The following is a 23,753-nucleotide window of genomic DNA, read 5'->3' as shown; positions in this document are numbered from 1 at the left end:
GCTCAGATCCCCACGGTGAAGCCGCTCGACCACACCTGGATGTCGTAGACGATCCGGTCCCAGACTCCGGTGACCAGCAGCAGACCGACGGCGATCAGCATCAGCCCGCCGATCCGCATGACCCACGCGTAGTGCTGCTTGACCCAGTCGAAGGCCCCGAGCGCCCGGCGGAACGCGAGCGCGACCAGTACGAAGGGGAGGCCCAGTCCCAGGCAGTACGCCACCATCAGCAGCGCGCCGCGACCGGCGCTTCCCTCGTTCATCGCCAGTGCCTGGACCGCGACCAGTGTCGGGCCGAAGCAGGGCGTCCAGCCGATGCCGAACAGCACTCCGAGCATCGGCGCCCCGGCAAGTCCCAGCACCGGCTTCTTGTGGATGCGGAACTCGCGCTGGCCGAAGAGCGGGATGACGCCCATGAAGCTCAGACCCAGCAGGATCGTGAGCACTCCGAGCACCTTGGAGATGACGTCCCGGTGCTCCATCAGCGTCGAGCCGAAGTAGCCGAAGAGGGCGCCGCCGGAGACGAACACCGCGGTGAAGCCCGCGATGAAGAGCAGCGCACCGGCGAGCATCCGACCGCGCCGGGCGTCCGCGAGGTCCGTACCGCCGACCCCGGTGACGTAGGACAGATAGCCGGGGACGAGCGGGAGCACGCAGGGCGAGAAGAAGGAGACGAGTCCGCCGAGGATCGCGACCGGGAGCGCCAGGAGCAGGGCTCCGCTCAGCACGGTCTCGTTGGGCGCGGTCGCCAGGAACGCCAGCTCGGGAACCGCGGCGGCTGCTGTCAGTTGCATGAGGCGGCGCTTCCCCGGTTCACTTCGCGTCCGCCGGAGGCGACTCCGCGCCCCCGGCCTTCGCGTCGTCCCCGCTGCCGCCGGCCTCCGCGACGACCGGCTTCAGGATCTCGCGCAGCTCCTCCTCGCTGAGGTCCTTGAGCGCCCGTACGGCGATCTTGCCGTCGGTGTCCAGGACCAGGGTGGAGGGAATCGTCTGCGGGTTGAGGCTGCCCTTGGGGAAGCGGAGCACCTGCTTGCCGCTGGGGTCGAAGAAGCTCGGGTAGGTGATGCCGTACGTGCGGTCGAACGCCTTGGCGTTGGCGACGTCGAGATCCTTGGTGTTGATCCCGATGAACTGGACGTTCTTCTTCTCCATCTCCTTGGAGACCTTGGCGAAGCCGGGGGCTTCGCTGCGGCAGGGCGGGCACCACGAGCCCCAGACGTTGAGGACGATGACCTTGCCCTCGTGGTCCGAGAGCTTGAGCTGCTCGCCGTCGACCGTCTCGCCGGACAGGTCCGGGGCGCTCTGCCGCTTCTCCTTGGGCACCGTGGTCACCCGGCCGGTGCCGGCCAGGTACTGGCTGTCCTCCCCGTCGGAGGACGGCTTGTCCTGCGTGCCGCAGCCGGAGAGCAGTACGACCCCGCTCACCGCGACCGCCGCGTACATGGTGGCGCGGCGGTTCGGCAGGCGCCGGGGGGTACGACGGAGACTCATGTGAAAAGTTTCGCATGCACCCTGAAGCGGTCCGCCCCGCCCCCCCTTGTCCCGATCGTCCTGGCTGGTCAACGACCGCCGGACGCGGTGGCCGGACCGGAGCCGAAAGCGGTACAGCGGGTGCCGGGCCCGCCGGTACGGGTCGTGCCTGCGCACCGGCGGACCTGCTCGCTCCCGACTCAGGCGCCGAAGCCCTTGGCCCCCTTGACCGGCTTGGCGCCGGCCAGCAGGTGCGCGGGCACCAGATCGCGGGCCGGCTCCGAGTAGCCGACCGAGACGATCCGGTCGCCGATGTAGGTGAAGCTGGTCAGCGAGGCGAGGGTGCACTGGCGGTTGCGCGGGTCGTGCCACAGACGCCGGCGCTCGACGAAGCTGCGGATCGTCCACACCGGCAACTGGTGGCTGACGCACACCGCTTCGTGGCCGCGCGCCGCGTCCTTCGCCGCGTCGAGCGCGGCCTTCATCCGTACGACCTGCTCGATGTACGGCTCGCCCCAGGACGGGCGGAAGGGGTTGCGCAGATGCTTCCAGTTGCCCGGCTTGCGCAGCGCGCCGTCGCCGACGCCGAAGGTCTTGCCCTGGAAGACGTTGCCGGCCTCGATCAGCCGCTCGTCCGTCGTCAGGTCGAGGCTGTGCTCCTTGGCGATGGGCGCGGCCGTCTCCTGGGCACGCTCCAGCGGCGAGGCGACGACGGCGGTGACGTCGTTGCCCGCCAGGTGCTCGGCGACCCGCTCGGCCATCCGGTGGCCGAGCTCGGAGAGGTGGTAGCCGGGAAGCCGCCCGTAGAGGACGCCCTCGGGGTTGTCGACCTCGCCGTGGCGCATCAGGTGGACGACGGTGACGGTCTTGTCGGGCACGCCGGTGCCGGCTCCCGAAGTGGTGCTGCTGCTCATGACTTCCGCTCCGCTGGTGGCTGCTGTGGACACGTGCCGGGGTCGCTCAGGCGGGTTCGGCCTGCGCGGCGGCTCGCGCGGCGGCAGGCAGGGCGGCGGCGACGCGCTCGATCGCCCGCTCGTCGTGGGCCGCCGAGACGAACCAGGATTCGAAGGCCGAGGGGGGCAGGTACACCCCGTCGGCGAGCATCGAGTGGAAGAACGGGGTGAAGCGGTACGCCTCCTGGGTCTTCGCGCTCGCGTAGTCGGTCACCGGTGCGCCGTCCGGCGTGAAGAAGACGGAGAACATGTTGCCGGCGCTCTGCAGGCTGTGCGCCACGCCCGCCTTCTCCAACGCCTCGGCGGTCAGGGCCCGTACGGCGTCCGCCGCGGCGTCGACGCGCTCGTACGCCGTCGCGTCGAGCTGCCGGAGCTGGGCGACACCGGCTGCGGTGGCGACCGGGTTCCCGGAGAGGGTGCCGGCCTGGTAGACGGGGCCGGCCGGGGCGAGGTGGGCCATGACGTCGGCCCGACCGCCGAAGGCGGCTGCCGGGAAGCCGCCGCCCATGACCTTGCCGAAGGTCATCAGGTCCGGCGCCACCCCGTCGATTCCGTACCAACCGGCCTGCGAGACGCGGAAACCGGTCATCACCTCGTCCGAGACGAAGAGCGCGCCGTTGTCCGAACAGATCTGCTTCAGCCCGGCGTTGAAGCCCTCGCCGGGCGGGACGACGCCCATGTTCCCCGGCGACGCCTCGGTGATCACACAGGCGATCTCGCCCGGGTGCGCGGCGAACGCGGCGCGCACCGCGTCCAGATCGTTGTACGGCAGCACCAGCGTCTCGCCCGCCTGCGCACCCGTGACGCCCGGGGTGTCCGGCAGGCCGAAGGTGGCGACGCCCGACCCGGCCGAGGCCAGCAGCGCGTCCACGTGACCGTGGTAACACCCCGCGAACTTCACGACCTTGGCCCGCCCGGTGAAGCCGCGCGCCAGCCTGATCGCCGACATGGTGGCCTCGGTGCCGGAGGACACCAGCCGCACCTGCTCGACCGGCGCGATCCGCGCGACGATCTCCTCCGCCAGCTCGACCTCGCCCTCGCCGGGCGTGCCGAACGACGTGCCCCTGGCGACCGCCGCCTGTACGGCCTCGATCACGGCCGGGTGGGAGTGGCCGAGGATCATCGGGCCCCAGGAGCAGACGAGGTCGACGTACTCGCGGCCGTCCGCGTCGGTGAGCCAGGGACCGGAACCGGAGACCATGAAGCGAGGCGTTCCGCCCACGGCGCGGAAGGCCCGCACCGGGGAGTTCACCCCGCCCGGGGTGACCCGGTCGGCGCGGTCGAAGAGCGACTGGGACACCGGGGCTTCAACTGGATAAGGCACTTTGCTCCTGACCTGCTGATACGGACACTCGGCCGCGCCCCGGGCGGTTACTCTCGACGAAGATCCCCACCGGTGGAGGCGCGCAAGCCGGCAACCGGAACGGGCTGCCGAAAGCTGTGCCTCTCCGGGGCGCCGATCTGCGAAACTGGTGCCGGGTCGGGACAGCTCACACAAGCCATGGTGTCAGAGCGCCGCGCGCGGTGACGGCGGGGCGTTTCGCCCGTCGGATCGGGGGGAGGTCTCTGACACACGATGACCGGGTCGCGCGGTGAGGCCGCGAACGAGTGCAGGTGGTGACATGCAGCGCGGTGGCGGGCTGGGCGACGGCTCGGGTGACCTCGGGCCGGGGAGCGTTCCGCGCGGCAGACACCGGAGAAACGCCGCAGACGGCAGAAGGTCGAACGACAGGTCCCCCGACAGGTCGGACGACGGACCCGTCGACGGATCCGGCAAGAGGTCCGACGACAGGTCGAGCACGGAGAACAGCAGGGGTGGCAGCCTCGTGGGGGTGACCTACAAGTACTTCGGCGCACCCGACGGAGCGACGGCTGCCCGCGTTCCCCGTTCGATGCGCCCGGAGGAGCTGGGCGGCGACGAGCTGGGCCAGGGCGGGCTGTTCACCAAGATCAAGCCCGAGACGGTCGCGGCGATGGTGCTCACCGGCATAGAGGGCATACCTCTGCACCGCGTCCCACCCCTGGAGTTGGTCGTCCTCCACCCCGACTACGCGGTGGTCAAGCTGCCCACAACGGTCGTCGATCCGCTGCGCGGCGTCGGCGAGGAGTCGGTCGGTGCGGCGGCGTTCATCTGGTCCACCGTCCCCGACCGCGGCGGCCCCCGGGACGCCTTCGACGTGTACAAACTCCTCGGCGAGTGGCAGGACTTCAGCCACCGTCTGCACGAGGCCGGCCACCAGCCGTACTGCCTGGTCTGGCCGTAGCCCGGTCGACTCCCGGCGGCGAGGTCGACTCCCGACGGCGCCCGGGGACTTGGGGCGGGCCGCAGGCCCGGGGCCTGTTCGGTGGCGGAGCTGTTCGGCGCCCGGTGGCAGGGGCGAGGCTCGGCGGCGGTGGTGTTCTCAGTTGTCCGGTGTGCGGGGCGGGTTGAGCGCGGCCAGCACGAAGTCGACGCGTTCGGCCACCGTGGCACGCGGCAGCGGGACGACCTCGTAGCCGTGCAGCCGGTAGGACTCGGCGCACGCCTCCTCGGTGCGCACCGCCTCCTCGTACGTCTGGCGCCGTTCGCTGTCCCGCACATAGATCTCCGGCCAGGTCGGCGCGAGGAACACCCGGGTGTCGTACCGGACTTCGGTCGCCGCGCGCCGCAGATGCGCCGCCGGTGACGCGCCGCGGAGCCGGCAGTAGGCGTGCACGTCCACCACGCCGCGGTCGAAGAAGACGGGCCGGACGCCCGGTTCGACCGCACGATGCGCGCGCAGCGCCTCCGCCAGCATCAACTCCGTGTACAGCGCGGCGTCCTGCCACGGGAGCGCCGGCCCGCCGACCGACAGCTGATCGCGGATGACGCTGCGGCCGGCCTCCGGCACAACGGCGAAACCGCGGGCGGCCAGGGCTTCGACCAGCGTGGTCTTCCCCGAGCCCGGGCCTCCGGTGAACACGATGCGCGAACCCGCCGTATCGGTCATCTGCCGTTTCCCTCCGTGGAGTTCGGCCGCAGGCACGACAGTGCGCCCGCGGCTCAGTGGTCGTGGTGCCGGTCCTTCGGCGAGCGGTCGTGGTCCTCTTCTCCGTCCCGGCCGGGACCGGCCGAAACGGTGAACTCGGCGGTGCGGACGGTGCCTTCGTGGCGGAAGTCCAGGAAGAGCCGGTAGTCGCCCGCGCTCGGCGCGGTCGCGGAGAAGGAGATCGCCGGCCCGGCTTCGGCCCCGCCGTCGCCGGAATCGTCCTCGGGATGGACGTGGAGGTACGCCAGATCGCCGGCGCGCAGGGCGACCAGATGGCCGTACGCGCCCAGATGGGGCTGGAGATCGGTGACCCGCTCGCCGTCCTTGCCGACCCGCAGGGTCAGCCTCTCGGGGCGTCCGGGGGTCAACCTACCGTCCAGCTCGACCCGGTAGCCGTCTTTCAGCTCGAACACGTCGGACGGCTCGGGGAGTTCGGCCGGCTCGTACGCACCGGCGACGGCCAGATCGGCGCCGAGGGTGAGAGCCTCGGCGCCCTCGCGGTCCGGTTTGAAGTCGGCGAACAGCCGGTGGGCCCCGGCCCGCGGCAGCGAGACGTCCGTGCTCCAGGTGCCGTCCGCGGCGCGGGTGGGGTGCAGATGGCAGAAGGTGTCGAGGTCGCGGTCGACGAGGATGAGGTGGAGCTCCCGGCCGTGCTCGACGGCGTAGGAGGTCAGCGGATCGCCGTCCCGGTCGCGGATCCGGAAGCGCAGCTCGGACTTCTTCGACCCGTCGGCGGTGATCCTCGGGGTGTGGAGGTCGAGCGTGTACCCCTGTTTGCTGATCTCCAGTCCGCCGGGCGCGGTCTCCGGGTGGGCCCGGTCGCCGTGCTCCGCGCCCCGTTCCCCGCCGTGCCCGTCGCGGTCCTCGCGGCCGGCGTCGTGGCCGCTTCCGTGCGGGGCCTTCGGCCGGTCCGCCGAGAAGGGCCCCGCCGCGGCCCCGACGCCCCAGGCGGCGCCGAAGGTCAGCGCGAGGGCACCCGCGAAGGCGCCGATCTTCGTTCCGGTGTTCATCCCGTACTCCTTCGAATGACCGCGCGAGGCGCGTCCTGCGCAGTTCAACATACCCCCTCGGGGTATGAGACGCTAAGCTTTCCGCCCGGCAGGCAGATACGGCACGGGGGTATGCCGCACAGGGCGGGAACAATACCCCCTGTGGGTATGTTCACGAAGCAGTGTCCGACAGGCCCGGGGGCACGCGCACACCACCGGGCCCGGCCTGACCGGGCGCGACGCAGGTGCGGGCGCGCCGGACGGCAGTGACATCCTGAGAGGACGTACGAGGAGCGGAAATGACGACCACAGCCCGGGACACCACCGAGGTGGAGCTCACGATCGGCGGCATGACCTGCGCCTCGTGCGCCGCCCGGATCGAGAAGAAGCTCAACCGCATGGACGGCGTCGAGGCGACCGTCAACTACGCCACCGAGAAGGCCCGGGTGAGCCACGACGGAAGCGTCGCCGTGGACGAGCTCGTCGCGACCGTCGAGGCGGCCGGCTACACCGCCGCTCCCCCGCCCGAGCCGAGCACCGCGGGCGGCGACGAGTCGGCGGGCGGCGGTGCGGCCGACGGCGGCCGGGAGGACGACGGGCTCGGCCCGCTGCGGCAGCGGCTGCTGGTGTCGATCGCGCTGTCCGTGCCGGTCGTCGCGATGGCGATGGTGCCCGCCCTCCAGTTCGACTACTGGCAGTGGCTCTCGCTCACCCTCGCCGCCCCGGTGGTGGTCTGGGGAGCGCTGCCCTTCCACCGCGCCGCCTGGACCAACGCCCGGCACGGCGCGGCCACGATGGACACCCTGATCTCGGTGGGCACCTCGGCGGCGCTGCTGTGGTCGCTGTGGGCGCTCTTCTTCGGCACCGCGGGCGAGCCGGGGATGACGCACCCCTTCGAACTCACCGTCGCGCGCACGGACGGCGCCGCCAACATCTATCTGGAGGCCGCGGCCGGCGTCACCACCTTCATCCTGGCCGGGCGCTGGTTCGAGGCCCGCTCCAAGCGGAAGGCCGGCGCCGCGCTGCGGGCGCTGCTGGAGCTGGGCGCGAAGGAGGTCACCGTGGTGCGGGACGGCCGCGAGCGGCTGATCCCCACCGGCGAGCTGGTCGTGGGCGACCGGTTCCTGGTCCGGCCCGGCGAGAAGATCGCCACCGACGGCACCGTGGTCGAGGGCTCGTCCGCGGTCGACGCCTCGATGCTGACGGGCGAGTCGGTGCCGGTGGAGGTCGCGGCGGGCGACAGCGTCACGGGCGCCACACTGAACGCGGGCGGACGGCTCGTGGTGGAGGCGACCCGAGTGGGCGCGGACACCCAACTGGCCCGGATGGCCCGGCTGGTGGAGGACGCGCAGAACGGCAAGGCCGCGGCCCAGCGCCTCGCGGACCGCATCTCCGCCGTCTTCGTGCCGCTGGTGATCCTGCTCTCGCTCGCCACCCTGGGTTTCTGGCTGGGCAGCGGCGCCGGGCTCACCCCCGCCTTCACCGCCGCGGTCGCCGTGCTGATCATCGCCTGCCCGTGCGCACTGGGGCTGGCGACCCCGACGGCCCTGATGGTCGGCACCGGGCGCGGCGCCCAACTGGGCGTGCTCATCAAGGGCCCGGAGGTCCTGGAGAACACCCGCCGGGCGGACACGATCGTGCTGGACAAGACCGGCACCGTGACCACCGGGACGATGGCCCTGCTCGGCGTCACGCTCGCCGACGGCGAGGACGAGCGCGAAGTCCTGCGGCTCGCCGGGGCGTTGGAGCACGCCTCGGAGCACCCGATCGCGCGCGCCGTCGCGGCCGGGGCGGCCGAGCGGGTGGGCGAGCTGCCCGTGCCGCAGGAGTTCGCGGGTGTCGCGGGGCTCGGCGTGCGCGGCACGGTCGAGGGCCGCACCGTGCTGGTGGGCCGCGAACAGCTGCTCGGCGAGAGCTCGTCGGGGCTGCCCCCGGAGCTCGTCGCGGCCCGGGAGCGCGCGGAGGCGGCGGGCCGTACGGCGGTGCTGGTCGCCTGGGACGGCGAGGTGCGCGCGCTGCTCGAAGTGGCCGACGCGGTACGGGAGACCAGCGCCGAGGCCGTCGCGCGGCTGCGGGCCCTCGGGCTGACCCCGATCCTGCTGACCGGCGACAACCGGGCGGTCGCGGAGTCCGTCGCGGCGCAGGTCGGCATCGAGGAGGTCGTCGCCGAGGTGCTGCCGGAGGAGAAGGTCGAGGTGGTCAAACGCCTCCAGGCCGAGGGCCGTTCGGTCGCGATGGTCGGCGACGGGGTGAACGACGCCGCCGCCCTCGCCCAGGCGGACCTGGGGCTGGCGATGGGCACCGGCACCGACGCGGCGATCGACGCCGGCGACCTCACTCTCGTACGGGGCGACCTGCGGGCCGCCGCCGACGCGATCCGGCTGTCCCGACGCACGCTGTCGACGATCCGCTCCAATCTGGTGTGGGCCTTCGGCTACAACGTCGCCGCGCTGCCGCTGGCCGCGGCCGGTCTGCTCAACCCGATGCTGGCGGGAGCAGCGATGGCGTTCTCCTCGGTCTCGGTGGTCGCCAACAGCCTGCGGCTGCGCCGCTTCAAGGCGCTCGACGGCTGACCCCGGCCGTCCCCGGCCGAACCGCACCTCCGACCGGCGGCCCCGAACTCCACACCGCGCAACGGGAGTTCGGGGCCGCCGCCGTGCGTGTCCGGCCGCGCGTGTCCGGCCGCGGCTGCGGGACCCCGGCTGCCCGGCCGCGCTGCCGTCGGGCCTGGTGTGCGCGGGCGTACGGGTCGTTGCCGCGCGGGCGCACAGGGGTGCCGTACGGAGTGCGGACCGCGGGAGAACCGGGGCGCACCACCCGCCCGGCCCGGAGCCCCGTACCGAGCCCCGCCCGCACAGCAACGTGACACTTGCCACAGTCCTGTGCGCGCACGACTAAGCGTGCACAGGGCACGCTAAGTTGGGCGACATGGATGACGGGGGCTACGGAGCCGATGTGTCGGAGGCACTCACCGTGCTGCTGCGGCGCGACATGCGATCCCGGGTGTACGGAGCTCTCACCAGAGGCGTCGGCGAAGGCATCGACGAGGTCACCTATCCGGTCATCAGCGGCCTTGCCAGACGCGGCAGTTGCACCTCGGCGGAGCTGGCCCAGGACGTGAGCGTGGACCGCTCCGTCGTCAGCCGCCGCGCCACCACGCTGGAGCACTACGGCTTCCTGGCGCGCACGACCGACCCCCGCGACAGCCGCGGCACCCTGCTCGTCCTCACGCCCCGCGGGCAGGAGGCCGTCACGGTCATGCGCGAGCGGCTCGCCTCGCTGATCGGCGACTACCTCGCCGAGTGGTCGGAGGAGGAGGTGGCCGTCTTCGTGAAGATCTTCCGCCGCTTCGTCGAGAGCAATCTCTTCACCGATCCGCACAGCGCCTGACGGCCCGTCGGGGGCACCCGGCAGCCGCCCGGGCCCGCCGCCCGCGCACCGCACCGCACCGCCCGTACGCCAGCACCACCCGTACGCCAGCACCGCCCGTACGCACCGCAGGTACGTCCGCACCGCCCGTACGTCAGCACCGCAAGGCACCACCCGTACGCCGGCACCGCAAGGCACCACCCGTACGCCGGCACCGCCCGCACAGTCAGCACCGCCGCACCGCCCGCACCGCCCGCACTGCTCGTACGCAACATCCCCGCTCCCCCGCGACCCGCAACTCCCCGCAGCACAGCCCCGGTCGACGGCACCTCCGCACGCCCCGGCACCGCCGGCCCGCACCCGCACGCACGTCCCGCACCCGCCGCGGCACACCGCGCGGCTCCGTCCAGATGCCCCCGCCGAGAGGATGGCCCCATGTCCACGACGGTCCACGCGGACACCAGCACCTTCCTGACCTCTCCCGCCACCGCCAACTGCCGGGACATCCACCGCCGCGGCAGGCATGTGCTGCTGGGGGTGAGCCCCTTCAACAGCCGGTTCTCCGACGCCTACGTCGCGCGGCTGGTGCGCTGGGCGCACGCCGCCTTCGCCCGGGTCGACGTACTGCTCGCGGGCGAACGGACCGCCGCACTCCAGCTGGAGGCGCTCGACACCCCCGAGGGCAAGGCCCGTTACAAGGCCCGGCGCGCGATCCGCCGCAACCGCAGGTCCGTCGAGGAGGCGCTGGTCCGCCTCGGCGTGCGCGGCGGAGAGATCGGCGTCCACCAGATCTCCGACTTCGAGGAGCAGCCGGCCTACCGCCGCTTCCTCGCGCTCGCCACCACGGCGTACGAGAACGATCCCGCCTTCCGCGGCGCCTGTCTGGAAATGGCCGCCAAGGCCGTACTGGGCAGGCTGCGGACGGTGCACGGCCGCTCGACCCCGGTCACCGCCGCCCAGGCCGAGCACGCGGCCCCCTACGTACTGGCCGAGCTGCCCTTCTTTCTGCACACTCCCGCGCTGCTCGGCGTGGAGGAGTCGCTGCTCGCCTACCACCAGCGGTGGGAACTGGGCGAGCGGATCTTCGCCGGGGCGTTCTCGCTCACCGCGGGTCCGCACCAGGGCTATCTGACCGTCACCGAGGATGCATCCGCGCGTATCTGAACTACCGTCGACGACACGCGTGTTGTACGCAATTCGGCCACGCCGCAGCCTTCCACGCAGTCGCGGCAGAGGAGTTCGGATGCCCACCGTCATCTCAGATTTCAGCGTGCTGTCAACGGACTACGCGCACGACCCCTACCGCAGCTTCGCCGAGCTGAGGGAACGACGTCCGGTCCACCACGAACCCGCCGTCGACAGCTGGTTCGTCTCCCGCCACCGGGACGTGCGCCGGGTGCTGACCGACCACGAGACGTTCACCACCGAGACGCTGCGGGTGCGCGCCGAGCCCGTGATGCGCGGTCCGGTGCTGGCACAGATGGCGGGCGCCGAGCACACCGCCAAGCGCAAGATCGTGGTGCGCGCCTTCACCGGCTCGGCGCTGAAGGACCAGGAGGAGGCGATCCGCACCAACGCACAGGCCCTGATCGCGCCGTTCCTCCCCCGCGGACGCGTCGACCTGGTCGGCGAGTTCGGCAAGCCGCTGGCCATCCAGGTCACCCTGGAGGTGCTGGGGCTGGACAAACGGGACTGGCGCAAGGTCGCCGCCTGGCACAGCGGAGTCGCCGAGTTCATCACCAGCATCGTCATGACGCCCGAGCGCCGGGCGCACTGCGTGCACTGCGCCGAGGAGCTGGAGGAGTACCTCGTCCCCATCATCGAGGAGCGCCGAGCCCGTCCCGGCGACGACCTCATCTCCCGTCTGTGCGCGGCCGAGTACGACGGGACGGCGCTGACCACCGGCGACGTCACGGCGCTCATCATCAACGTGCTCGCCGCCGCCACCGAGCCGGCGGACAAGACGCTGGGGCTGCTCTTCCGTCATCTCATCGACCACCCGGACCAGTTGGCGAGGCTCCGCGCCCGTCCGGAGCTGCTGCCCGCGGCGCTCGCCGAGACGCTGCGCTGCACGCCGCCCGTACAGCTGATCCCGCGTCGTGCCGTGGCCGACGTGGAGCTCTCCGGCACGACGGTGCCGGCCGGGTCCACTGTGTTCTGCGTGATCGGAGCGGCCAACCGGGACCCGGAGGTCTTCCACGAGCCCGACCGCTTCGACATGGAGCGCCAGGACCTGGGCGCGGCACGGTCGTTCACCGCGGCGGCGCAGCATCTGGCGTTCGGCGCAGGTCTGCACATGTGCGTCGGCGCCTCCTTCGTGCGCACCGAGATCGAGACCGTCGCCGGGCTGCTGCTGCCGCTGTTGGAGGACGTGCGGTACGCCTCCGGGTTCCGCTACGAGGAGAGCGGCGTGTACACCCGCGGACCGGTCGCGCTGCCGGTGGAGTTCCGGCCCCGCCCGGGCGCCGACGCGCGCTGAACGGCGGTCGGCCGCCGAGGAGTCGACCGGAGCGACTGCGGGACGGCCACCCCGGCACGGGACGGGCCGCGCCGCGCCCGTCCCGGTGCGGCGGGCCTCACGCCAGGGGTTCGGCGAACGGGCCCTCCAGGGCGAACCGCCGCAGCCCGGCGGCGAACGCCCGCGCCTCCTCGGGCGGCCACTCGGCCAGCGAGTCCTCTATCCGCCGCACCAGTCGTCTGCGCAGCAGGTCGTTCGCCTCCACGCCGCGGTCGGTGAGCACCAGCAGCACCGCTCGGCCGTCGTGCGGATCGGGCTCCCGGCGCAGCAGCCCCGCCGACTCCAGCCGGCCCGCGCGACGGCTGATGCCGGAGCGGTCCAGGCCCACCTCCCACGCCAGCTCGGCGGCGCTGCACGGCCCGGTCCTGGCGAGGCCGCTCAGCACCGGGTAGGTGACCTCGTCGACGCCCTCCCCCAGCCCCTCGGTCAACCCGGCGTACAGCCAGGTGCGTGCGCTGCGCTTGAGCAACTGGCCCAGCGCGCGGGCCACTTCGTGCCCGACCTCGGTCTCCACATCACGATCCACCCCGTCAGAATAGCGTGCGCAGCGCACGTGTCCCGAGCATCGTCCTCCGCACGCGAATACCCGATCCGACGTCGATCCGCCAGGGCCCGGCACCCTCCGTTCCCGCCGTTCCCTCCCGCCGCCCCTTCGTCCCACCGCACAGCCCGCCGCCCCGACGCCGGACCGCAGTGCCGCGGCCCGGTGCGGGGGACGCCCGCGCGGGGTCGGAGCAGCGCGTTAGCCTTCGGGGCAGGGTGCCGACCGGTCACGACCGGTGCGGGCGCCCCGTACGGCCGTCCCCGTCGCCCCGCGCAGAGGAGTCCAGATGTCCGCCCCCACCGCCGTCGTCACCGGAGCGAGCAGCGGCATCGGTGCCGCCACCGCGCGCGGGCTGGCCGCCGCCGGCTACCGCGTGGTGCTCACCGCACGCCGCACGGAGCGGATCGAGGCGCTGGCCGAGGAGTTGACCGGCGCGGGGCACCAGGCGCTGGCCCGTCCGCTGGACGTCACCGACCGGGCCGCCGTGGACGCGCTCGCCGGTGAACTCACCGCGCAGGGCTCGGTCGACGTACTGGTCAACAACGCGGGCGGAGCGCTCGGACTGGACTCGGTCGCCGAGGGCGACCCCGCGGACTGGCGGACGATGTACGAGGTCAACGTCCTCGGTGTTCTCCACATGACCCAGGCGCTGCTGCCGGCGCTCACCGCGAGCGGCGACGGCACCGTCGTGGTGCTCTCCTCCACCGCGGGGCTCGCGGTGTACGAGGGCGGCGGCGGGTACTCGGCCGCCAAGTACGGCGCCCACGCGCTCGCCGAGACGCTGCGGCTGGAGCTGTGCGGCGAGCCGGTGCGCGTCATCGAGGTGGCGCCCGGGCTGGTGAAGACCGAGGAGTTCGCGCTGACCCGGTTCGGCGGCGACACCGAGCGGGCCGACGCGGTGTACGCGGGCGTACCGGACCCACTGACCGCCGAGGATGTCGCCGACACGGTCACCTGGGCGGTCACCAGGCCGCCGCACGTCAACATCGACCTGCTCGTCGTGCGCCCCCGTGCTCAGGCCGCCAACCGCAAGCTCCACCGCGAGCAGTAGCCGCCCGCCGGGACGCCCGCGGAGCCGGGACGCACACGGCAACCCCTCGGACGCACACGGACGGGCCGCACACACGGGCCCGCAACGGACGGACCGCACACGGCCACGCACACGCACGGGCCGGCCCCCGCACCTCGCGGGGGCCGGCCCGTCGGTGTCAGCCCTTGACGCAGACGACCTGCTTCAGCTTCGCGACGACCTCGACGAGGTCCCGCTGCCGCTCGACGACCTGGTCGATCGACTTGTACGCGGCCGGGATCTCGTCGACCACACCGGAGTCCTTGCGGCACTCCACGCCGCGCGTCTGGTCCGCCAGATCCCCGGCGGTGAACCGCCGCTTGGCCGCGTTCCGGCTCATCCGGCGACCGGCGCCGTGCGAGGCGGAGTTGAACGACGCCGCGTTGCCCAGCCCCTTGACGATGTACGAACCGGTACCCATCGAACCGGGGATGATCCCGTACTCGCCGCTGCCGGCCCGGATCGCCCCCTTCCGGGTGACCAGCAGGTCCATCCCGTCGTACCGCTCCTCGGCCACGTAGTTGTGGTGGCAGGAGATCACCCGGTCGAAGGTCGGCTTCGCCTTCTTGAACTCCTTGCGGACGACGCCCTGGAGCAGGCCCATCATCACGGCGCGGTTGTGCTTGGCGTACTCCTGCGCCCAGAAGAGGTCGTGCCGGTAGGCCGCCATCTCCGGGGTGTCCGCGACGAAGACGGCGAGATCGCGGTCGACCAGGCCCTGGTTGTGCGGCAGCTTCTGCGCGCGGCCGATGTGGTGCTCGGCCAGCTCCTTGCCGATGTTGCGCGAGCCGGAGTGCAGCATCAGCCACACGGCGCCCTCGGTGTCCAGGCAGATCTCCACGAAGTGGTTGCCGCCGCCGAGTGTGCCCATCTGCTTGGCCGCCCGCCCCTGGCGGAAGTGCACCGCCTCGGCCACGCCGTCGAACCGCGACCAGAAGTCGTCCCAGCCCGCGGTCGGGTAGCCGTGCAGCCGACCGGGGTCGACGGCCTCGTCGTGCATTCCGCGGCCGACCGGGATGACCGCCTCGACGCGCGTACGCAGCCCGGAGAGGTCGCCGGGCAGGTCGTTGGCGGTCAGCGAGGTGCGCACCGCCGACATGCCGCAGCCGATGTCCACACCGACCGCCGCCGGGCAGACGGCGTCCTTCATCGCGATGACGGAACCGACCGTGGCGCCCTTGCCGTAGTGCACGTCCGGCATGACGGCCAGACCCTTGATCCACGGCAGCGTCGCCACGTTCTGCAGCTGTCGCAGGGCGCCGTCCTCGACGGTCGCCGGGTCCGCCCACATGCGGATCGGCACGCGCGCGCCGGGCATCTCGGTGTACGACATGACTGCTCAGCTCCCCCTGAAAATGCTGTGATTCGCCACACCGTCGAGTAAACGGTAATAACCGGACTTGGACGTACATAGCCCCCGCCGAACCGGACGGCTGTGCGCGGTGTGCGGTAGACATTGTGTTCTGCTCGCCCCGCGAGGCGGCAACATGTTTTCGACGCGGCCGAGTACGCGCACGCCGCCGCGGGCGCGAGCGAGGCGACAGTGGGTTCAGAGGTTCGGGAGGCACCGTGCAGCGAAGAGCACGCAGGAGCGCGACGGCGGCGCTCATCGCGCTCACCCTCGGCCTGACCGGCTGTACGGGCGGCTCCGACGGCGAGGACGAGGGCGACGGAAAGTCCGGCGGCAGCTCCCAGACGGGCCCCGCCAAACCCGGCACCCACGCCTCGCTCCCCGAGCCGTGCGGGGCCGTCTCCGAGGAGACCCTCCGCGAACTCCTCGTCGCCGACGGCGCGGAGAGCGCCTCGCCGACCAACCGGCCGCTGCCCGAGGGCACCGCCGCCGTCACGTACGACATCGAGCGCCGGGTCGGCTGCAAGTGGAAGTCGACCGGCACCCTCGGCAGCCACCACCTGTCGATCGACCTCGAACGCGTCGTCTCCTACGACGGCGAGATCAGCGACGACGACCGCGCCGCGGAGCTCTACGACGCCCGGGCGCGCAAGGACAAGATCCCCGACGAGGCCCCGCCGGTCGACGAGGACTCCGAGGAGGACGAGAACTCCGAGGACTCCGAGGACTCCGACGGCGACGGCAGCACCGAGGACGCCGAGCCCGACGGCGCCGGGAACACCCCGGACGACGAGGACACCGGCGGCTCCGAGGAGCCCCAGGGCGGCGAGGACGGGACCGGCCCGTCCGACGACGGCTCGGCCGACGCCACCGACCCCGCCGACCCGGACGACCCCGCGGCCGACCCCGCACTCGTACCCCGACCGCTGGAGGCGATCGGCGATGTGGCCTACCTCAACGACGAGTTGGTCACCGCCGATTCCGGTCTGCACCGCGACATCACCCTCGTCTTCCGGGCGGGGAACGTCATCGTCACGGTCGAGTACGACCAGTGGTCCACCGACAAACGCCTGATTCCGGGCAGCGAGGAACTCCAGGAGAAGGCGCAGAAGCTCGCCAAGCAGCTCGTCGGGCAGTTGGAGAACTGACCACCGGTCCACACCGGCCGACAGCCCCGAGCGCACAGCTGATCCACACCTGAAAGCGACGAACCCGTGAAGAACCGAGCGACACACCCCACCCCCGCGACCGCTGCCACCGACGCGGGCCCGGACGCCCCGGGACGCGCCGCGCCGGCCGGCCGCGCACGCTCCCCCCGGCGGCTGGCCCGTCTGCTGGCCGCCGCGACCGTACCCGCGCTGCTGCTGACCGGCTGCTTCGGCTCGGACGACGCCGGCGACGACGACAAGTCCGAGGGCGCGAGCGAGTCCTCGGCGGCGAGCCCTGCGCCGGTGAAGTTCAAGAGCCTGCCCGACCCCTGCAAGGCGATCGCGGCCAAGACGGTCAAGGACGTCGTCCCCGGCGTCGACAAGGAGACCGGCAAGAAGCTGAAGACGGCCGACCAGGACCGCTACAACAGCTGCCTGTGGACCGGCCTGGACGACTACGACTACCGCTCGCTCACGGTCTCCTTCCACCGCTTCGAGTCCGAGAGCGGCGGAGCCTCCGGCGACAAGCGCGCCCGCGAACAGGCCGCCCAGCTCCAGGACTCCGTCTCGGCCGACGGCAGCAACAAGGCCATCAAGGAGTCCAAGCTCGACGGCGTCGGCGACAAGGCCACCGGCATCAGCTACGACACCGAGAAGAAGGACGGCAAGAAGTCCGAGGACTACCGCGAGCACCGCATCGTCGTCCTCAGCAGCAACGTCGTCCTGACCGTGGACTACTCCGGCGCGGGCTTCGAGGGCGCCAAGCGCCCGAGCGCGGACTCCGTGCGCAAGGACGCCGAGAAGGTCGCCAAGGAGGCGCTCACCGCCGTCAAGTGACGGCGGAGCGCGGCGCGTTCGGCGCACCCCCGGCGCAGCGCGGGTCGGACGGTCGTACGGGGGCGGTGCGCGCCGCCGAACGCGCCACCCGGACGACCCGCCCGGCCGCCTCCTTCGACCACCCTGCTCCGCACCGGAGTTGACGCTGGTGACAGCTCTGCCGAGAGCTGCCGCGAGCACACCGGCGAGACCGCTGCACACTCCCGCTCGAACACGGAAGCGACAGATGTGCCAGGCTTGGCGCCGCTCGGTGTCGCCTGGGTGGGAGGAGATCGCGGGTGGCCGCGATGAAACTGAACCGCACGCACCGCGTCCTGATCGGCGTGGTGATCGTCGGCGCGCTGGTGATCGCCGCGATCGGCTTCGCCGGTTCGTACAGCGCCGTGAGGGATCTGGCCGAACGCAAGGGCTTCGGTGACTTCGCGCCCTTCTTCCCCATCGGCATCGACGCGGGCATCGTCGTGCTGCTCTCGCTCGATCTGCTGCTCACCTGGCTGCGCATCGGCTTCCCGCTGCTGCGGCAGACCGCGTGGCTGCTCACCGCCGCCACCATCGCCTTCAACGGCGCCGCGGCCTGGCCGGATCCGCTCGGCGTGGGAATGCACGCCGTCATCCCGCTGCTGTTCGTCGTCTCCGTCGAGGCCGCCCGGCACGCGGTCGGCCGGATCGCCGACATCACCGCGGACAAGCACATGGAGGGCGTGCGGATCTCCCGCTGGCTGCTCGCCTTCCCCTCGACCTTCCTGCTGTGGCGGCGGATGAAGCTCTGGGAGCTGCGCAGCTACGAGGAGGTCATCCGCCTCGAACAGGAACGCCTCGTCTACCAGGCCCGGTTGCGCGCCCGATACGGCAGGGCCTGGCGGCGCAAGGCACCGGTCGAGTCGCTGATGCCGCTCAAACTCGCCAAGTACGGCATCCCCCTCGCCGAGACCGGACCCGCCGGCCTCGACGCGGCCGGCATCACCGTCCCGGCCACACGCACAGGAGCACCGGACACCGCCGCCCTCGACGGTCGCGGACGCCCCGCGCTCACCGGCGGCGCGGCGCCCCGGCAGTCGGCCGAGGACACCGCCGCCCGTACGCAGCGCGTGTCCGCACCCGAGGAACGGCCCCACCCCGGGTCCGCCGCCGCCCCCGCCCCCTCCGACCGACCGCCCACCGACGCGCAGTCGCCGAACGGGCAGGCCGCGAACGGGCAGGCACCGAACGGGCAGGCCGCGAACGGGCGTTGGGAGAACGAGCCGCGGCAGCGCGGTGGAGCCCGGGCGTCGGACCACGCGGCCCCCGCCCGACCCCACGACGGCCCGCGGCCCGAGGCCGGCACCCCGGTGCACGACGGACGGCCCGTCAACTCACCGGCCCACGGGCACGGTTCGGCACCGGACGACGACGGGCGGTACGAAGAGGCTGCGGACACCGGCCGGTTCGCCCCCGCCGCCCGGCACTCCGGGGCGGCGACGCCACCCGCCCACGCCCGTCCGACGGACCGTCCGGGCCCTGCGGACCACCCCGAGCGGACGGCCGAACGCGCCCCGCACCAGGAGGAGTTGGCGTTCCCGGCGCAGCCGGAGCCGGAGGGCGAACCGGCCGTCACGGTGCCCGTCGGTCCCGGCCGGGTGCGTGCGCTCGGCCATGCGCAGACCGAGCCCGAGCCCGTACCGGAGCCGGAACCCGTACCCGAGCCGCGGCGACGCCGGCCGGAGCCCGCGCCGCGGCACCCCGAGCCCGAATCCCCGCAGGAGGAGACCGAGTTGGTGCCGGTCGGCATACCCGACGGCGAGCAGCGCGAAGAGGTCTACTACTCGGTCTACCGCCAGTACATAGCGGAGAAGGGCGAGCGCCCCAGCGCACGCCAGCTCAGCCGCGCGCTCAACGACCAGCTCGGAGTGACCAACAACGACGGTTCCCTGCTGAGCGAGCCCTACCTCCGCTCCCACCTCACCGAGTTCCGCGACCGCTACAACGCCGAGATGGGCGTCAGCGGCTGACCCCGGCCCCGCCGCACCCCGCGGCCGTGTGCCCGCGCACCGTACGGCCCGCACTCCCCGTGCCCCCGTACGCCGCCGCGCCCCGCGGTGTGCACGAATGACCGACCGGAGGCGCGGGCCCGGGGGTCGGCAACTCCTCGCCGCAGCCCGGGAGTTCGGCGTCTGCCCCGTACGGCGGCGGCCCCGTACGGCGTCGCCCCCGTACGGCGGCGGCCTTGCGAGACGGTCCGGGCGGCCGGTCCGGGCAGTCGCCGCGGCGCGTCCCGGAGCCGATTCGGCGGACGGACACCGGCTGTCCGTCAGGCGGAGGGCCGAGGGGTGTAGAGCATGATCCAGTGATCGCGTTCGGGGTCGTGGAGCATCTCGATGTCGTAGCCCAGCCGACCCCGGTCCGGGTGGTTGAAGTGCTTGATCGCGGACCGCCGGGCGCCGACCTCGCCGCGTTCCCAGTACTCCGGGAAGATCGGGCTGTTGGCCGTCAACTCCGCGTGGATGTCCTGGAGATACGGGTCGTCCGGATAACGGCTGAGCGCGCTGCGGAGTTCCGCGGCGGCGACGCGCAGGAACTGCCTCGCTCCGTCGTGACCGAGGAGGTCCGCAACTCCCGTGGTGGTGAACGCCTGGTGGGCGACGTTGCGGCTGAACCGGCCGCTGCCTGCCAGCGGGGCGAGCAGCTCCTCCGCCGCTCGGTTGAGGGCGAGCAGGTCCAGGCGGCCGTCATGGACCGTCACCGGCATCGTGTCGTCGAGAGTGCCCATCATCCGCAGCAGTCCGGGCCGAATCACCTCGTCGGGCGACTCGGGCCCGGGGACAGGGCCTCCGGCGAGGCGGAACAGATGGTCCCGCTCCGGACCCGAGAGATCGAGGGCCCGTGCCAGGGCGAGGAGGATCTCTTTCGAGGGCCGCGGCGCCCTGCCCTGTTCGAGACGGGTGTAGTACTCGACCGAGATCCCGGCGATGTCGGACAGCTCGTGCCGCCGAAGGCCGGGAACCCGCCGCCGCGACGCGCGCACGCCGCCCGGCGGCTCCGGCGGAGTCATCGCGGCCCGCCGGCGCCGCAGGTACTCCCCGAACTGCGTCCGATCGCTGCCAGCCATGCAGACCATCCTGTCAGGGGCGCCACCGGTCGACAGCCCGGCTGCGTGGTCTTCGCAGTACCAGGCTCGGCGAGGTCTTCTTCGTCGAGACGGACTCGCGGAAACTCGAAGTCGCACGGCGACACATCCCACGGCCCGATTCAGGAATCACGCGAGCTGCTCGGCGAGCTGAACCAGAACCGGTCCGAACTCGCCGAACGAGCAAAGGCGGCCGGACATCACCGGAAACGGAAACGGCTCCCGCGCAACGAGCACGAGAGCGCGGAACTCCTCGCCCACCGCGAGTTCGATGAGGCGTGGATGTCGGGACGTTCACCGAACGGAGGTGGGCGCACGAATCGGAGTTCACGCACCGGCGGACACCGCGTCCCGCGCCCCTCCGGCCCCCGAGTGCGTTCGACGAGCCGCTCCTCCTGCCGTGGGACGTCGCAGCCCGAGCATCAATTCACCGATCACCAGAGGGTTCCATGTCTGACCGGACACCAACGCCCGAGCCGCACGCCGCACTCGATGCCGCCAGGGAATTCATCCACGCCGTCGAGTCGAAGGACCTCGAAACCGCCGACCGGCTCCTTGCCCCGGAGGCGCGCCAGCTTTTCATGCAGACACATCGGGCCAAGACCGCCGAAGGGGTCGAGGACATCATCGCCGGCAGGGTGAAGGGCTTCTGCGTGGCCGACATCAAGGGGAAGAAGGACGTTCTCGGGTACACGAAAGCGCTCTTCGACAAATTCACCCCGCTGAGATGGCGCGACCAGCGATGGACCGCAGCGGAAGGCGGCCGTGAGGCCCATTTCTACGGAAAGGGCGATATGACTGTCGCCCGCACGGGCAAGCCCTACCGCAACATCTATGTGATTCGGTTCGACATCGAGAACGGGAAGATCGTCCGAATCGCCGAATACGGGAACGCATTCATGTACGTGGGGCTGCTCATCCCGCCGAACGGGCCCGAACGGCGGGGCGCCCTCCGGGCTGTCGGCCGCATGATCTCCCCCACGATGTCCGCCCGATCCGGCCGGTGACGGCACAGCCGCGCCCCCGCTCCCGTCGCCCACCGGCGCACCCACGCCCGGGAGGGTCGGGGCGCGCCCCGACCGGTGCGGGACCCGTCCGCGGGGGCCGGGCCGTCCACGGGGGCGGGACCGCGCAAGCGGGCCGCGCCGCCCGTGCAGCGGGAGCGCCACCGGCCCGGCCGGCGGTGAGGACGAACGCCGGTGCTCGGCGCCGGTCGTCGGCCGCAGGGCGGGCCCTGGTGGTCGGTCCGCCGCGAGACCGCCCGACGGCGAGACCGCCCGGCTCACCGGCCGGGCCCGTTCGGCCGGCCCCTGCCCGCGCTCTCGCGCATCCGCGACCCGTACGCCGGCACCGTGCACACGAGAAGAACCGCTCCGGGGCGTGCAGTGGTCTGCAACGCCCCGGAGCGGTCCGGGAGTTCGGGCGTCGGCCCCGTACGTCGTCGACCCGCGAGCCGCCGACCCTCACGAGCCGCCGACCCTCACGCGTCGCCGACCCCGGCAAGTCTCCGACGCACACGAGCCGCCGAGCGGCACGAGCCGTCGGGCTAGGCGCCCAGGAGCTTGCGCACCCGGTCGGCTCCGACCGCCAGCAGCAGCGTCGGCAGCCTCGGACCGGTGTCCCGGCCGACCAGCAGCCGGTACAGCAGCGCGAAGAACGCCCGCTGCGCCACCTTCAGTTCGGGAGTGGGCTTCGCCTCCGGCGCCAGCCCCGCCCGGATCTTGGGCACGCCGTAGACGAGCGTCGTCAGCCCGTCCAGCGACCAGTGCTCGTCCAGACCCTCCAGCAGCAGGCGCAGGCTCTCGCGCTGCTCGTCCTCCAGCGAGGCCAGCAGCTCGCCGTCCGGCTCCTCCCGCACCCGGGTGCGCTGCTCGGCCGGCACCTGGGTGCTGATCCAGCGCTCGGCGCGGTCCAGCCTCGGCCTGGTCTCCGCCAGCGAGACGATCGGCCGCTCCGGGTCCAACTCGCCCAGGATGCGCAGGATCTGGTCCTCGGCGCCCTGCGTCACGTCGGCCACCGAGGCCAGCGTGCGGTACGGCAGCGGACGCGGCGTGCTCGGCAGCTCGCCGGCCGCGGTACGCACCGACCGGGAGTGCGCCGCCAGGTCCGCGGGCTGCGCCGCTCCCTCGGCGATACGGCGCTCCAGCGCGTCCCACTCGTCGTAGGTGCGCTGGATCTCCTGGTCGAAGGCGATCTTGAACGACTGGTTGGGCCTGCGCCGTGCGTAGAGCCAGCGCAGCAGCGGCGCCTCCATGATCTCCAGCGCGTCGGCCGGGGTCGGCACCCCGCCCTTGGAGCTGGACATCTTCGCCATCCCGCTGATGCCGACGAAGGCGTACATCGGCCCGATCGGCTGTTGTCCGCCGAAGACCTCGCGCACGATCTGCCCGCCGACGACGAACGAGGAGCCGGGCGAGGAGTGGTCGACGCCGGAGGGCTCGAAGACGACGCCCTCGTACGCCCACCGCATCGGCCAGTCGACCTTCCAGACCAGCTTGCCGTGGTTGAACTCGCTGAGCAGCACCGTCTCGTTGTGGCCGCATCGGCACTCGTAGCGCAGCTCGGTGCTCTCGTCGTCGTACGCGGTGACGGTGGTGAAGTCCGTCCCGCAGACGGTGCAGTACGGCTTGTACGGGAAGTACCCGCCACCGCCGCCGCTGCCGTCGTCCTCGCCGGCGGCGCCCGAGCCCTCGGCCGCGGCGAGCTCCGCCTCGTCGACGGGCTTCTGGCCCTTCTGGCCCTTCTGGCCCTTCGCGCCCGGCTTGCCGCCGTCCTTGGCCTTGGTGCGGTAGCGCGCGAGCACACCGTCGATGGTGGCGCGCTCCCGCATCGCCAGCAGGATCTGCTCGCGGTACGCCCCGGAGGTGTACTGCTCGGTCTGGCTGATCCCGTGGAACTCCACGCCCAGCTCGGCCAGCGACTCCGTCATCGCGGCCTTGAAGTGGGCGGCCCAGGACGGGTGTTCACTGCCGGGCGGCGCCGGCACCGCGGTCAGCGGCTTGCCGATGTGCTGCTCCCAGGAGGGGTCGACCCCGGCCGGCACCTTGCGGTAGCGGTCGTAGTCGTCCCAGGAGATGAGGTGGACGCACTCGTACCCGCGCCGCCGGACCTCGTCCGCGACCAGGTGCGGGGTCATCACCTCGCGCAGATTGCCCAGGTGGATGGAGCCCGAGGGGCTCAGCCCCGAGGCGCAGACGATCGGTTTGCCGGGGGCGCGGCGTTCCGCCTCGGCGATGACCTCGTCCGCGAATCGGGAGACCCAGTCGGCCTCGGGGGTGCTCTCAGCCACGTGCGGTACTTCCTTCTGTGCTCTGCGCGTACACGTCTGACGTGTCCCAGTGTCCCATCCGGAAAAGCAGTGGCCTGCCAGTGGGCGGCCCGTGGGATACTGGCC

General features: G+C 72.4%; 21 protein-coding genes. 10 read left to right on the top strand and 11 right to left on the bottom strand.

Features of this window, described 5'->3' with window-relative positions:
- Positions 1-2 precede the first annotated feature (2 nt).
- The 4 genes from MTQ01_RS11375 to hemL form a co-directional block, all read right to left on the bottom strand.
- Positions 3-794 (bottom strand): cytochrome c biogenesis CcdA family protein, encoded by a 792-nt coding sequence (locus MTQ01_RS11375; RefSeq protein ID WP_247489312.1) that lies wholly within the window; start codon positions 792-794, stop codon positions 3-5.
- 19 nt (positions 795-813) lie between these two features.
- Complete coding sequence (locus MTQ01_RS11370) at positions 814-1,491, bottom strand: TlpA disulfide reductase family protein (RefSeq protein WP_247489310.1); 678 nt, start codon at positions 1,489-1,491, stop codon at positions 814-816.
- Between the two features lie 179 nt (positions 1,492-1,670).
- Complete coding sequence (locus MTQ01_RS11365; protein ID WP_247489308.1) at positions 1,671-2,384, bottom strand: histidine phosphatase family protein; 714 nt, start codon at positions 2,382-2,384, stop codon at positions 1,671-1,673.
- A gap of 46 nt (positions 2,385-2,430) precedes the next feature.
- The gene (hemL, locus tag MTQ01_RS11360; RefSeq protein WP_247489305.1) at positions 2,431-3,747 is read right to left on the bottom strand and encodes a glutamate-1-semialdehyde 2,1-aminomutase; all 1,317 of its coding nucleotides are present in this window, start codon (positions 3,745-3,747) and stop codon (positions 2,431-2,433) included.
- Positions 3,748-4,063: 316 nt separating this feature from the next.
- Here hemL and MTQ01_RS11355 point away from each other — a divergent pair, with 316 nt between their 5' ends.
- Positions 4,064-4,687 carry a hypothetical protein gene (locus MTQ01_RS11355; RefSeq protein ID WP_374207727.1) on the top strand — a complete coding sequence of 208 codons (624 nt, stop codon included), beginning with the start codon at positions 4,064-4,066 and terminating at the stop codon, positions 4,685-4,687.
- Positions 4,688-4,825: 138 nt separating this feature from the next.
- On the opposite strand, the gene MTQ01_RS11350 is transcribed toward MTQ01_RS11355, so the two are convergent.
- Together MTQ01_RS11350 and MTQ01_RS11345 are read right to left on the bottom strand one after the other, a co-directional pair.
- Positions 4,826-5,392, bottom strand: a complete 567-nt coding sequence (locus MTQ01_RS11350; protein WP_247489301.1) for an AAA family ATPase — start codon at positions 5,390-5,392, stop codon at positions 4,826-4,828.
- 53 nt (positions 5,393-5,445) lie between these two features.
- On the bottom strand, positions 5,446-6,441 hold the full coding sequence (locus MTQ01_RS11345; protein ID WP_247489298.1) for a hypothetical protein: 996 nt from the start codon (positions 6,439-6,441) through the stop codon (positions 5,446-5,448).
- Positions 6,442-6,719: 278 nt separating this feature from the next.
- On the opposite strand from MTQ01_RS11345, the gene MTQ01_RS11340 reads away from it, so the two are divergent.
- The 4 genes from MTQ01_RS11340 (at position 6,720) to MTQ01_RS11325 (ending at position 12,268) form a co-directional block, all read left to right on the top strand.
- Complete coding sequence (locus tag MTQ01_RS11340) at positions 6,720-8,993, top strand: cation-translocating P-type ATPase (RefSeq protein ID WP_247489295.1); 2,274 nt, start codon at positions 6,720-6,722, stop codon at positions 8,991-8,993.
- 355 nt (positions 8,994-9,348) lie between these two features.
- Positions 9,349-9,810 carry a MarR family winged helix-turn-helix transcriptional regulator gene (locus tag MTQ01_RS11335; RefSeq protein ID WP_247489293.1) on the top strand — a complete coding sequence of 154 codons (462 nt, stop codon included), beginning with the start codon at positions 9,349-9,351 and terminating at the stop codon, positions 9,808-9,810.
- 414 nt (positions 9,811-10,224) lie between these two features.
- Positions 10,225-10,953 carry a tRNA-dependent cyclodipeptide synthase gene (locus MTQ01_RS11330; RefSeq protein ID WP_247489291.1) on the top strand — a complete coding sequence of 243 codons (729 nt, stop codon included), beginning with the start codon at positions 10,225-10,227 and terminating at the stop codon, positions 10,951-10,953.
- 79 nt (positions 10,954-11,032) lie between these two features.
- Positions 11,033-12,268 carry a cytochrome P450, cyclodipeptide synthase-associated gene (locus MTQ01_RS11325; protein WP_247489289.1) on the top strand — a complete coding sequence of 412 codons (1,236 nt, stop codon included), beginning with the start codon at positions 11,033-11,035 and terminating at the stop codon, positions 12,266-12,268.
- Positions 12,269-12,365: 97 nt separating this feature from the next.
- Here MTQ01_RS11325 and MTQ01_RS11320 read toward each other — a convergent pair whose 3' ends face one another.
- Positions 12,366-12,821, bottom strand: a complete 456-nt coding sequence (locus MTQ01_RS11320) for a MarR family transcriptional regulator (RefSeq protein WP_247489980.1) — start codon at positions 12,819-12,821, stop codon at positions 12,366-12,368.
- Between the two features lie 316 nt (positions 12,822-13,137).
- Between MTQ01_RS11320 and MTQ01_RS11315 the strand changes: the two genes are divergently transcribed.
- On the top strand, positions 13,138-13,902 hold the full coding sequence (locus MTQ01_RS11315) for an SDR family NAD(P)-dependent oxidoreductase (protein WP_247489287.1): 765 nt from the start codon (positions 13,138-13,140) through the stop codon (positions 13,900-13,902).
- Positions 13,903-14,059: 157 nt separating this feature from the next.
- Here MTQ01_RS11315 and MTQ01_RS11310 read toward each other — a convergent pair whose 3' ends face one another.
- Complete coding sequence (locus tag MTQ01_RS11310; protein WP_247489285.1) at positions 14,060-15,253, bottom strand: RtcB family protein; 1,194 nt, start codon at positions 15,251-15,253, stop codon at positions 14,060-14,062.
- Between the two features lie 236 nt (positions 15,254-15,489).
- Here MTQ01_RS11310 and MTQ01_RS11305 point away from each other — a divergent pair, with 236 nt between their 5' ends.
- From MTQ01_RS11305 to MTQ01_RS11295, 3 genes are all read left to right on the top strand, one after another.
- Positions 15,490-16,419, top strand: a complete 930-nt coding sequence (locus MTQ01_RS11305; RefSeq protein ID WP_247489283.1) for a DUF3558 domain-containing protein — start codon at positions 15,490-15,492, stop codon at positions 16,417-16,419.
- Positions 16,420-16,485: 66 nt separating this feature from the next.
- The gene (locus tag MTQ01_RS11300) at positions 16,486-17,256 is read left to right on the top strand and encodes a DUF3558 domain-containing protein (protein ID WP_247489281.1); all 771 of its coding nucleotides are present in this window, start codon (positions 16,486-16,488) and stop codon (positions 17,254-17,256) included.
- Positions 17,257-17,543: 287 nt separating this feature from the next.
- Positions 17,544-19,244: a DUF2637 domain-containing protein gene (locus MTQ01_RS11295; protein ID WP_247489978.1), complete on the top strand. Its 1,701-nt coding sequence runs from the start codon at positions 17,544-17,546 to the stop codon at positions 19,242-19,244.
- A gap of 299 nt (positions 19,245-19,543) precedes the next feature.
- Here the strand turns inward: MTQ01_RS11295 and MTQ01_RS11290 are convergent, their stop codons facing one another.
- Together MTQ01_RS11290 and MTQ01_RS24940 are read right to left on the bottom strand one after the other, a co-directional pair.
- On the bottom strand, positions 19,544-20,341 hold the full coding sequence (locus MTQ01_RS11290) for a helix-turn-helix transcriptional regulator (RefSeq protein ID WP_247489279.1): 798 nt from the start codon (positions 20,339-20,341) through the stop codon (positions 19,544-19,546).
- Between the two features lie 147 nt (positions 20,342-20,488).
- Positions 20,489-20,620: a hypothetical protein gene (locus tag MTQ01_RS24940; RefSeq protein WP_282613562.1), complete on the bottom strand. Its 132-nt coding sequence runs from the start codon at positions 20,618-20,620 to the stop codon at positions 20,489-20,491.
- A gap of 188 nt (positions 20,621-20,808) precedes the next feature.
- Between MTQ01_RS24940 and MTQ01_RS11285 the strand changes: the two genes are divergently transcribed.
- Complete coding sequence (locus MTQ01_RS11285; protein WP_247489277.1) at positions 20,809-21,366, top strand: nuclear transport factor 2 family protein; 558 nt, start codon at positions 20,809-20,811, stop codon at positions 21,364-21,366.
- Between the two features lie 539 nt (positions 21,367-21,905).
- Here MTQ01_RS11285 and lysS read toward each other — a convergent pair.
- Positions 21,906-23,648, bottom strand: a complete 1,743-nt coding sequence (lysS, locus tag MTQ01_RS11280) for a lysine--tRNA ligase (protein WP_247489275.1) — start codon at positions 23,646-23,648, stop codon at positions 21,906-21,908.
- Positions 23,649-23,753 lie beyond the last annotated feature (105 nt).

The organism is Streptomyces sp. XM4193 (genome assembly GCF_023072595.1).
Taxonomy (GTDB): Bacteria; Actinomycetota; Actinomycetes; order Streptomycetales; family Streptomycetaceae; genus Streptomyces.
This window is presented reverse-complemented; position numbering and strand designations above follow the sequence as displayed.

What these genes read in the sequence shown, in the direction of transcription:
- MTQ01_RS11375 (WP_247489312.1), bottom strand. Translation starts at nt 794, where the DNA reads ATGCAACTGACAGCAGCCGCCGCGGTTCCCGAGCTGGCGTTCCTGGCG.
- MTQ01_RS11350 (WP_247489301.1), bottom strand. Translation starts at nt 5,392, where the DNA reads ATGACCGATACGGCGGGTTCGCGCATCGTGTTCACCGGAGGCCCGGGC.
- MTQ01_RS11295 (WP_247489978.1), top strand. Translation starts at nt 17,544, where the DNA reads ATGAAACTGAACCGCACGCACCGCGTCCTGATCGGCGTGGTGATCGTC.
- MTQ01_RS11290 (WP_247489279.1), bottom strand. Translation starts at nt 20,341, where the DNA reads ATGGCTGGCAGCGATCGGACGCAGTTCGGGGAGTACCTGCGGCGCCGG.
- MTQ01_RS11285 (WP_247489277.1), top strand. Translation starts at nt 20,809, where the DNA reads ATGTCTGACCGGACACCAACGCCCGAGCCGCACGCCGCACTCGATGCC.
- MTQ01_RS11335 (WP_247489293.1), top strand. Translation starts at nt 9,349, where the DNA reads ATGGATGACGGGGGCTACGGAGCCGATGTGTCGGAGGCACTCACCGTG.
- MTQ01_RS11310 (WP_247489285.1), bottom strand. Translation starts at nt 15,253, where the DNA reads ATGTCGTACACCGAGATGCCCGGCGCGCGCGTGCCGATCCGCATGTGG.
- MTQ01_RS11315 (WP_247489287.1), top strand. Translation starts at nt 13,138, where the DNA reads ATGTCCGCCCCCACCGCCGTCGTCACCGGAGCGAGCAGCGGCATCGGT.
- MTQ01_RS11325 (WP_247489289.1), top strand. Translation starts at nt 11,033, where the DNA reads ATGCCCACCGTCATCTCAGATTTCAGCGTGCTGTCAACGGACTACGCG.
- MTQ01_RS11330 (WP_247489291.1), top strand. Translation starts at nt 10,225, where the DNA reads ATGTCCACGACGGTCCACGCGGACACCAGCACCTTCCTGACCTCTCCC.
- MTQ01_RS11340 (WP_247489295.1), top strand. Translation starts at nt 6,720, where the DNA reads ATGACGACCACAGCCCGGGACACCACCGAGGTGGAGCTCACGATCGGC.
- MTQ01_RS11370 (WP_247489310.1), bottom strand. Translation starts at nt 1,491, where the DNA reads ATGAGTCTCCGTCGTACCCCCCGGCGCCTGCCGAACCGCCGCGCCACC.
- MTQ01_RS11365 (WP_247489308.1), bottom strand. Translation starts at nt 2,384, where the DNA reads ATGAGCAGCAGCACCACTTCGGGAGCCGGCACCGGCGTGCCCGACAAG.
- MTQ01_RS11345 (WP_247489298.1), bottom strand. Translation starts at nt 6,441, where the DNA reads ATGAACACCGGAACGAAGATCGGCGCCTTCGCGGGTGCCCTCGCGCTG.